Raw genomic sequence first — 9,768 nt, 5'->3', positions numbered from 1 at the left:
TCGCTGCGCCCATCTGACGCACATGGCCGCTATGCGCGGAGGTTAGCGGCCATTCGTGGCAAACGGACAAGGGGCCGCCGCGCCCTGGCAGCCTGGCACCGCCGTCGGACACGGCCGAAAGCTACAACCGGACGAGCACGGTATTCATGGCCTTGTCGTGGAGGCCGCGCTGGTCCGGGTCGAAGATGACGGCAGGGATAACGAGGCACAGCAGCAGCGTGCGCACCAGGGCCGCGAGCGGGCCCGCCGGGCCTCCGCCCAGCCGGACCACGTGGATCCCCACGATCCGGTGGCCGATGCTGTAGCCGAGGGTGCCGATCAGCAGGATCTGCTCGATGGCAAACACGGCAAGGGTGGCCCAGGAATCGCCGGCGAAGGCGAAATTGCTGATCAACAGCGCGATGCCCCAGTCAATGCAGATCGCCAGGATGCGCCGGCCGGCACGGGCGATCGATCCTGACCCGGCGTCGGGCAGTCCTAGCCGCTCCCCCGGGTACCTGGAGATGCCGGATGTGTCCGGCCCGGTGAGCCATGAACCGATGTCTTTGCGATCTACCACCCTCCAAGCTTATCGGCTCTGGCATGTCCACAGTGTGGGCGGTAGGGTGTCACACTGTGGACCGTATAGGCCACATTGTGGACCGGCGGCTAGCGTTTACGTGTCAGGGCATTCTGTAACCTCCCCGAAACAAGGCGGACACTGCGGGGAAATCCCATGTCCTTAGGGTGGTAACAGTTGCTAGCGACTGCGAAGCGGGGGAACTTTTGTGCTTTCCCCGCTGTTGGACTGCGCTGGACCAATGTGCCTGACGGCCAGATTTTTCATATGCGTAAGGAGCATAGATGTTCAAGACTGCGGACGAAGTCCTCAAGTTCATCAAAGACGAAGACATCAAATTCGTCGATATCCGCTTCACCGATCTCCCTGGCGTTCAGCAGCACTTCAACGTGCCCGCCAAGAGCGTTGACGCCGACTTCTTCGTCAACGGCCAGCTGTTCGACGGATCTTCGATCCGCGGCTTCCAGGGCATCGCCGAGTCTGACATGCAGCTCATCCCGGACGTCACGACGGCGTTCCTCGACACGTTCCGCATGGAGAAGACCCTTGCGCTGAACTTCTCGATCGTGAACCCGCGTACCGGTGACCCGTACCACCGCGATCCCCGCGGCGTGGCCGAGAAGGCAGAGGCCTACTTGGCTTCCACCGGCATCGCCGACACCGCGTTCTTCGCACCCGAGGCCGAGTTCTTCGTCTTCGACAACGTCCAGTACCAGTCCTCGCCGCAGGGCAGCTTCTACAAGATCGACTCCGAGGAAGCGCACTGGAACACCGGCCGTGAGGAAGAGGGCGGAAACCTCGGCTACAAGACCCCGGTCAAGGGCGGTTACTTCCCGGTCTCCCCCACCGACAAGCAGGTCGACCTGCGCGACGCCATGTGCGTTGCCCTGGACGAGGCCGGCCTTGAGGTCGAGCGCAGCCACCACGAAGTCGGCTCCGCCGGCCAGGCTGAGATCAACTACAAGTTCACCACCCTGACCCACGCGGCTGATGACCTGCAGAAGTTCAAGTACGTCATCAAGAACACCGCCGATGCCTGGGGCAAGTCGGTGACCTTCATGCCGAAGCCGGTCTTCGGTGACAACGGCTCGGGCATGCACTGCCACCAGTCGCTGTGGACCGGCGGCGAGCCGCTGTTCTACGACGAGAAGGGCTACGCTGGTCTGTCCGACACCGCCCGCTGGTACATCGGCGGCCTGCTGAAGCACTCCTCCGCCGTCCTGGCCTTCACCAACCCGACGGTGAACTCCTACCGCCGCCTGGTCAAGGGCTTCGAAGCCCCGGTCAACATGGTCTACTCGCAGGGCAACCGCTCCGCCGGTATCCGTATCCCGATCACGGGTTCCAACCCGAAGGCCAAGCGCATCGAGTTCCGCGCACCGGACCCCTCCTCCAACCCGTACCTGGCGTTCGCCGCCCAGCTGATGGCCGGAATCGACGGCATCCGCAACCGGATCGAACCCCCGGCTCCGATCGACAAGGACCTCTACGAGCTCCCCGCCGAAGAAGCCAAGGACATCCCCAAGGCTCCGGGCACCCTCGAGGAGGCCCTGGACGCACTGGCCGAGGACAACGAGTTCCTGCAGGCCGGCGGCGTCTTCACCCAGGACCTGATCGATACCTGGATCGAGTACAAGTACGAGAACGAGATCCGTCCGCTCTCGCTGCGCCCGAACCCCTACGAGTTCGAGCTCTACTACGGCGTCTAGCATCATCACGCGGCACGATCTCCCGCAGTAAGCGGAGTGGCCGCAATAATCGCCAGACAGAAAAGGCGGGTCCCGGGTTTGACCACCTGGGGGCCCGCCTTTTTGCGCACTCCGGAACGCGTCAGGCTTGCCGCTGCTCAGCCCCAACGGCAGGCTGGGTCCGTGCGGGTCTGTAGGATTGCAGGACCTGTAGGTCTCAAGTGGGGAAAGCATGTCGTGTCGCAACTGACGTTGGCCAAAATCAGGTCCTCGGCCGGACCTGGCCAGCCAGCCCCAAAAAGCAAACGTCGGGACATCCAGGGGCTCCGCGCCATCGCCGTCCTGGCCGTCGTATCCGACCACCTCCTGCACTGGCCGTCAGGCGGCTTTGTAGGCGTGGACGTGTTCTTCGTTATTTCGGGATTCCTCATCACCGGGCTTCTGCTCCGGGAGTACGACAGGACGGGGACGGTCTCGTTCTCCGGCTTTTACCGGCGACGCGTCCGGCGGATCATGCCAACCGCCGCCGTCGTTCTGGCCCTAACCTCTGCGCTCAGTTTCTTGCTGTTCAACGCCAGCCGTGCACAGCAGACCGTGGAGGACGCCGCGTGGAGCCTCTTCTTCTCGGCCAACTGGCATTTCGCCGCCGCCGGCACTGACTACTTCCAAGGCTCGGGACCGGTTTCTCCGCTGCAGCATTTCTGGTCGCTGGCCGTGGAAGAGCAGTTCTACTTTGTCTGGCCTGGGCTTATGCTGCTGATCTTCTGGCTGGGCCGGCGTGCGGGCACGTGGGGCAGGACGAAGACCCGCAAGGCTGTGGGCGTCGCAATGCTCGTCATTGTGGTGCTGTCGTTTGGCTGGGCCCTCGTTGAGTCGGCAGGGAGTCCGACGGTCGCCTACTTCTCGACTTTTACGCGCACCTGGGAACTGGGCGTGGGTGCGCTGCTGGCCGTGTCCGCTTCAGCGCTCGGGCGCATTCCGTCGATGCTTCGCCCGGTCCTGGGATGGGCCGGTCTCGCCGGTATCTTCTGGTCCATCTTTACGATTGGCAGTGACATGCCCTTCCCGGGCCCGGGGGCCGCATTGCCGGTGCTGGCGACAGCGCTCGTGGTCGCTGCCGGCACCGGCGGGGAGCAGCGGCATCTCTGGCCGCTTACCAACGGAGTATCCGGCTACGTGGGCGACATTTCATATTCGCTGTACCTGTGGCATTTCCCGGTCATTATCTTCCTGGGCTCATTCATCCCCCAGGGCACCCTGCTGTTCAATGCGGCGGCGGCCTCAGCCGCGCTGGCGCTGTCCGTGGTGTCGTTCCACTTCATTGAAGAGCGCGTCCGGAAGAGCGGTTGGCTCGACAATTGCGAAGCCGCGACGGCCAGCCGTGGGGATCGCCGGCGCAGGCGGTCCAGGCAGAGGCGCAGGACGCGGCTTATTACTGTCAGTCTGCTCGCTGTGCTGGGCCTCGGCACTTGTGCGTATGGGCTCATCAGTAACCAAACCGCCGGCACTGAAGCGTCGGTGCAGGACGCGGCGCCAGCATCCCCGCTCGAAGCCGGGACAACACCGGAGGCCGCCAGGGCCCACGCTCTGGAGGAAGCCTTGGCCGCGGACAGTTGGCCCAGGCTGACCCCGGACATCGGCGAGCTGAAGGCCAGGGGGTACAACAACATTTCCTGCCACGTCAGCCCAAGCGAACCGGATCCCTCCGACGCCGACGTCCTCGAAACCTGCCTGAACGGGGACAAGGCCGCACCGAAGACCGCGTTTCTGCTGGGCGACTCCTACGCCGCATCGCTGTCTCCCGGCGTCATCGCTGCCCTTGTCCCGGAGGGATACAGGGTGGTGGTTCTGGCACGAAGCTCCTGCCCTGCCGTGGGTATTGCCGTGAAGCTGGGCGATGGTTCGGAATATCCCGGGTGTTCCGATTTCCAAGGCTTCATGAGAACACAGGTTGCCAAGTATCAACCTGACCTGGTGATCCTGAGCAGTTGGCATGGCCATGTCGTGAACCGGCTCGCGTCCGGAGCAACCGGTCCTGAGGCCATGAGCCAATGGAAAACGGCACTGACGGCTACCGTGAAGGAGCTTTCGGCTTCTGCCAAGCGCGTCGTCGTCGTCTCAGGGACTCCCTCCGGCCGCAACCTCCAGGAATGTGCGACGCCGCTCAGCAAACCGGCGGACTGCGTCGCACCCGTCCCCGAAGCGTACAAAACGTTCACCGAAGCCGAGCGGTCCGCCGTAGGGTCGCTGGGCAGCAAGACAATCGGCTACGTTTCGGTGCAGGACTGGTTCTGCGCCTCTGGCCGCTGCCCGCCGTTCATCGGGAGAAACCCGGTCTATGTCGACGGCGGGCACCTGACCGCAGCCGCCGCGGAGGCGTTGGGTCCGCTGCTGCGCGCAGCCCTGCTACGGCCGCTCCCCAAAGACAGCTAGGGTTCCGGCGCGGCTGGAACGTTCCCCGGAATCTAGGCCCGTCGCTTCAGCGCTTTCCGTACTTCTTGTGCACCGCCTGCTTGCTGATGCCAAGGCATACCGCGATCGCCTCCCACGAGAGTCCCGCCCCCCGGGCACGCAGCACCATCTCGGTTTCCGTTCGCGCCAGTTCCTTGTGCAGCTCCGCCACGGCGTAGAGCGCCTCGGCCGGGCCTTTACCGTCCATCGAGCCAATCAGTGTTTCCACGCCACACCTCCTGGCGTCAACCCTAGTTGACAGACAATGCCGACGTCAACTACCGTTGACGATGGCGAGGAGACGGCGCAATGCCCCGACGGGGTCGGGAATCTCCGGCCCGTGGGAAAAGAGCATCCGATCCGGCTCCAGCAAGCTCAGCTTCCGAAGCGACTCCTCGGCCTGCGCGGAGTCGGCCGTAAACTGCTCCGGCGCCCGTCCCATGGCACCCCCAACAGTCCCCAGGGCGTCCCCCACGAACAGCATTCCGTCGTCGTGCAACAGGCTGATGTGTCCTGCAGTATGCCCAGGGGTCTGCAAAACGCGAAGGTTCCGGACCTTGTCACCCTCCAAGAGCTGGTGCGGCGGCGCGGCGGAGCGGATCTCCGGGCAGTCCGCCGCGCCGGCCCAGATCGCAGCCCGTGGGCTCCGGGCCACGACTTCGCCGAGGCCCCCCACATGGTCTGGATGCCAATGAGTGAGGACGACGTCTGTGATGTCACTCCAGCCTGCTCCGACGCGGACCAGGGCCGCCCCAATTGCGTCGGCGCTTCCAGTTGGACCCGCATCGATCAACAGCACTCCCGCCGTGTGGGGCACTACGAAACAACGTACGTCCATCGTCAACTCAACCGGCCCTGCCATTCCGGCGGGGATGCGGAGCTCCTGGATGACCGGTTCCACCGGGATCTGCGAGTGGTCCATCATGAACCTTTCTGGAGGCGGATCATGACCCAATACTGACGCACCCGGTGTCCGAGTCAAGGTGCGCTTCCGTTCAGAATGCCCGGTACATGATGCGTTGCGGGCCGGCGTCGCCGCCTTCGTAGCGGCCGCGGTCCTCGAATCCGGCCTTGCGGTAGGCCGCCAACCCGCCGGGGTTCAGTTCGTTGACGGAGAGTACGACGCCGGCCTGGCCGCTGCCCAGGCCCGCCGTCAGTTTGGCGGCCTCCCGTACTGCGGCCTCCGCGGCGAGGGTGCCGAGGCCCTTGCCTTGCTGGCGCCGGTCGATCAGGAAGCCCCGCAGGAGCCAGGCGGAGTCGTCGTCGGGCCAGCCGGCCAGGGTCGCGGCACCGTTCTGGAGCGTCAGCACGCCAACGGCGGTCCCGTTCTCATCCACGGCGAACGGGTGGCGGGCCTCTTCCTCGAGCCCCATCAGCATCATCCGCAACGGGTCCCCGACGAACTTCTGCTGCCCCTCACCGAGCTCCAGCAGCGCGATCTCCCCAAGCTTGATGGCCCGGGCGTCGTCGTCGAGGTTCTTCAAGGGCAGGAGCCACACATGTCCAGACATGTAGACAGCGTACCCGCGCCGGCGGCGCCTGCCGCCAAGCGTAAAGCAGCTACAGCGCAGCGTCCTTGGGCGGCCCGGCCGGATCCATCCAGAAGACTTCCCAGAGGTGGCCGTCCGGGTCCTGGAAGCTGTGCGTGTACATGAAGCCGTAGTCCTGGGCCTCCTCCGAGGCCGTGCCCCCGGAGGTCAGGGCGGTGCGGATGACCTCGTCCACGGCTTCGCGGCTCTCCAGCGAGAAGGACATGATGGCCTCTGCGGTGTCCGCAGTGGCGGCGACGGACTTCGAGGTGAAGGTCTTGAAGTAGGTCTCGACGAGCAACATCACGTACGCGCCGTCATTGACGATCATGCAGGTAGCGTTCTCATCAGTGAAGTCGGGGTTGAAGGAGAATCCCAGCGCCGTGAAGAACTCAACGGTCTTATCGAGGTCCTTCACGGGAAGGTTCACAAACAGTTGCCTGGCCATCCGCCCAAGGTAGCACCGCGCGGCAGCACGTGTCAGTAGGCGTGTCAGTAGCCGGCTGGCAGCCGCCGGGCGCTACTGGCCGTAGAAGACGCGCTCGAAAACCGCCCGGGCACGCCGGCTGAGCCGCAGGTAGTCCTCCTCCAGCGCCGCGGCGTTGCCCTGCCCGTAGCCGCACCAGCGCGCCACCGCCTCAAGGTCGCGGCGGGAGGACGGCAGCAGGTCCGAGGACCGGCCGGTCCAGATGACGTTGGCCGAACGGATCCGGCTCGCCAGCCGCCAGGCCCGGAGAAGGATTTCGGTGTCCTCCGCGTCGATGAGATCCAACGCAGCGGCCGACTCGAGGGCCTCCACGGTGGACGTGGTCCGCAGCTCCGGATGTTTGCCGGCGTGCTGAAGCTGGAGCAGCTGCGCGAGCCATTCGACGTCGCTCAGCCCGCCCCGGCCTAGCTTCAGGTGCCGGGCGGGATCTGCTCCTCGCGGCAGGCGCTCCGCCTCGACCCTGGCCTTGACCCGACGGACCTCCCGCACGTCCTGATCCGCCAACGACTCCGGGTACCGGATGGTATCGATCAGCGCCACAAAATCCTCAGCCAGGGCATCGTCGCCGGCCATGGGGCGCGCCCGCAGCAGCGCCTGGGCCTCCCAGACGAGGGACCACCGGCGGTAGTACTCGGCATAGGACTCCAAGGACCGCACCATGGGACCGCTCTTGCCCTCGGGGCGCAGGTCCGCGTCCACCGCCAGCACCCGTTCGGCCAGGATCGCCGGTTTGAGCGGCTGGGTCAGCAGGCTGGAGAGCTTGCCCACTATCTGCAAGGCCTGCGCCTGTGCCTCCTCGTCCGGCACGCCGGGGAGTCCACGGTGGACGTACATGACATCGGCGTCCGAGCCGTAGCCGATCTCCCGGCCGCCCTGACGGCCCATCGCGACCACCAGCACGTGCGTCTTCAGCGGTTCTTCGGCGGTGATTATCGTCTCCGCCACGCGCAGCGCCCCGAGGACGGCTGCCCGGTCAGTATCCGCGAGGGCTGCCCCGACCTGGTCCTGGTCCAGCAGCCCCTCACTGTCCGCAATGGCGATCCGCAGGATTTCCCGGCGCCGGATCAGCCGGATCAGCCGCATGGCGCTCTCCGGATCCGCGTGCCGGGACATCTTCGAGGTGATTTCAAGCCATTGGGATTCGAAGCTGAGCGGCACCAGGTCCTTGTCCGTGCCCAGCCAGGCCACGGACTCGGGCGAAACCTCCAGCAGGTCCGCGATCAGCCGGGAATTGGCGAGCACGTGGCAGAGCCGCTCGGCCGCGACCGTCGAATCCCGAAGCATGCCCAGGTACCAGTGCGTCGTGCCAAGGGCCTCGCTGACGCGCCGGAAGGCGAGCAGCCCGGCGTCGGGGTCCACGCCGTCGGCGAGCCAGTCCAGCAGGATGGGCAGGAGCTGGCGCTGGAGTGCGGCGCGCCGGCTCACGCCGGCGGTGAGGGCCTCAATGTGTCGCATGGCGCCGCGGGGATCAAGGTAGCCGAGGGCCGCGAGGCGGCCTTGGGCGGCTTCCGGAGTCAGGCGCGCCTCTTCACTGCTCAGGGTGGCGACGGTATTGAGCAGGGGGCGGTAGAAAATGCGTTCGTGGAGTTCCCGCACGGAGCGCTTGGTCTTTCGCCAGGCGGCGACCAGGGCGTCCGGCTTGGGCCGCTCGGCGGAGAACGGTCCCAGGACTGCCTTGGCGAGGGAGCGCAACGACGCATCGTTGACCGGCATGAGGTGGGTCCGGCGCAGCTGGAACAACTGGATCCGGTGCTCGAGCAGCCGCAGGTAGCGGTAGTCGCGGTCGAATTCCGCGGCGTCGGACCGGCCGATGTACCCGCCGGCGGACAGCGCGGCGATGGCCGAGGTGGTGTCCCGGCAGCGCAACGATTCATCGGACTTGCCGTGCACGAGCTGGAGCAGCTGGACGGTGAATTCGACGTCGCGCAGCCCTCCGCGGCCCAGCTTGATCTGCCGCTGTTCCTCCTCGGCCGGAATGTGCTCGGTGACGCGGCGGCGCATGGCGCGGACGGATTCGACAAAGCCTTCCCGGCCGGCCGAGGACCAGATCAAGGGCGTCACGGCAGCTTCGTAGCGGGCCCCGAGTGCCCTGTCACCGGCGATGGTCCGGGCCTTCAGGAGGGCCTGGAATTCCCAGCTCTCGGCCCAGCGCGCGTAATAGCTCTCGTGCGAGGCGAGGGTCCGGACCAGCGGCCCGGACTTGCCCTCGGGCCGGAGGTTCGCGTCCACTTCCCACAGCCCGGGTTCGCGGCTCGTGGACATGATCGCCCGCGAGATCCCGGAAGCCAGGACAGTGCCGATGGTGGTGGCCAGGGTTTCCTCCAGCGCACCGGAATCGATCACGTAGATAACGTCGACGTCGGAAATGTAGTTCAGTTCGCGGGCCCCGCACTTGCCCATGCCGATCACGGCGAGACCGACGTCGGCCACCTCCGCGGCGTCGAACTTCTCCGCAGCCTCGGCCCGGGAGACGGCGAGGGCCGCCTCGAGGGCGGCGCCGGCGAGATCTGCCAGTTCCGCACCGGCAGCCGGCATGAAGTCCAGCGGATCGGCTGCACACAGGTCCTTGACGGCGAGCTCCACGAGCCCGCGCCGGTAGGCGGTCCGCAGGGCCGCGTAGGCTTCCTGTCCGCTAAGGGCCGCCACCGGCCGGGCGGACTTGGGATCGGCCCGCACCGACTGCAGCAGCCGGGCCCGCAGGGCCACGGCGTCCGCGGCCAGCGGTTCCGGGCTGACCCTGACCTCGAAGGCGTCGAGGTGCTCGGGATGGCGGATAAGGAACTCACCCAGCGCCTCGGAGGCCCCCAGGACCCGGTACAGCGGTTCGCTGCTTTCCGGGTCCGCGACGGCAAGCTTGCGCAGGTCCGGGTGCTTCTCGATCAGCCGGACCAGGGACTGCAGGGCCGTGTCCGGGTTCGCCGCCAGCTGCAGCCCGGCGAACAGGGCATCCTGGTCGAGCCCCTCCAGTTCCCGGGCCGCCAGGAACCGCTCGCCCTTGTCCAGATCACTGAAGCCGGCGGCAATGAGGCGTCGTGCCAGGCTCATTGGGACAGC

At 66.2% G+C, this 9,768-nt stretch carries 8 protein-coding genes; 2 read left to right on the top strand and 6 right to left on the bottom strand.

All coding sequences use genetic code 11. From position 1 onward, the window contains the following. Window positions 1–121: 121 nt before the first annotated feature. Window positions 122–559, bottom strand: a complete 438-nt coding sequence (locus BLS42_RS18020) for an RDD family protein (protein WP_090583630.1) — start codon at window positions 557–559, stop codon at window positions 122–124. Between the two features lie 284 nt (window positions 560–843). Here BLS42_RS18020 and glnA point away from each other — a divergent pair, with 284 nt between their 5' ends. Continuing rightward, window positions 844–2,268: a type I glutamate--ammonia ligase gene (glnA, locus tag BLS42_RS18015; RefSeq protein ID WP_090583629.1), complete on the top strand. Its 1,425-nt coding sequence runs from the start codon at window positions 844–846 to the stop codon at window positions 2,266–2,268. A gap of 216 nt (window positions 2,269–2,484) precedes the next feature. Further along, a complete protein-coding gene (locus tag BLS42_RS18010; RefSeq protein WP_176803517.1) occupies window positions 2,485–4,680 on the top strand; it encodes an acyltransferase family protein in 2,196 nt (731 codons plus the stop codon). Between the two features lie 46 nt (window positions 4,681–4,726). Here the strand turns inward: BLS42_RS18010 and BLS42_RS18005 are convergent, their stop codons facing one another. The 5 genes from BLS42_RS18005 to BLS42_RS17985 form a co-directional block, all read right to left on the bottom strand. Beyond that, window positions 4,727–4,927, bottom strand: a complete 201-nt coding sequence (locus tag BLS42_RS18005; RefSeq protein WP_256336551.1) for an AsnC family protein — start codon at window positions 4,925–4,927, stop codon at window positions 4,727–4,729. Window positions 4,928–4,972: 45 nt separating this feature from the next. Next, window positions 4,973–5,623, bottom strand: coding sequence for an MBL fold metallo-hydrolase (locus tag BLS42_RS18000; RefSeq protein WP_090583626.1), 651 nt, complete (start codon window positions 5,621–5,623; stop codon window positions 4,973–4,975). Window positions 5,624–5,693: 70 nt separating this feature from the next. Further along, window positions 5,694–6,209 (bottom strand): GNAT family N-acetyltransferase, encoded by a 516-nt coding sequence (locus tag BLS42_RS17995; RefSeq protein WP_090583625.1) that lies wholly within the window; start codon window positions 6,207–6,209, stop codon window positions 5,694–5,696. A gap of 49 nt (window positions 6,210–6,258) precedes the next feature. Further along, on the bottom strand, window positions 6,259–6,675 hold the full coding sequence (locus tag BLS42_RS17990) for a VOC family protein (protein WP_090583624.1): 417 nt from the start codon (window positions 6,673–6,675) through the stop codon (window positions 6,259–6,261). Between the two features lie 72 nt (window positions 6,676–6,747). Beyond that, window positions 6,748–9,759, bottom strand: a complete 3,012-nt coding sequence (locus BLS42_RS17985) for a bifunctional [glutamine synthetase] adenylyltransferase/[glutamine synthetase]-adenylyl-L-tyrosine phosphorylase (RefSeq protein ID WP_090583622.1) — start codon at window positions 9,757–9,759, stop codon at window positions 6,748–6,750. Between the last annotated feature and the right edge of the window lie 9 nt (window positions 9,760–9,768).

Source organism: Arthrobacter sp. ov407, assembly GCF_900102895.1.
Classification (GTDB): domain Bacteria; phylum Actinomycetota; class Actinomycetes; order Actinomycetales; family Micrococcaceae; genus Arthrobacter.
The sequence above is the reverse complement of the archived record's forward strand: the minus strand, read 5'-3'. Positions and strand labels throughout refer to the sequence as shown.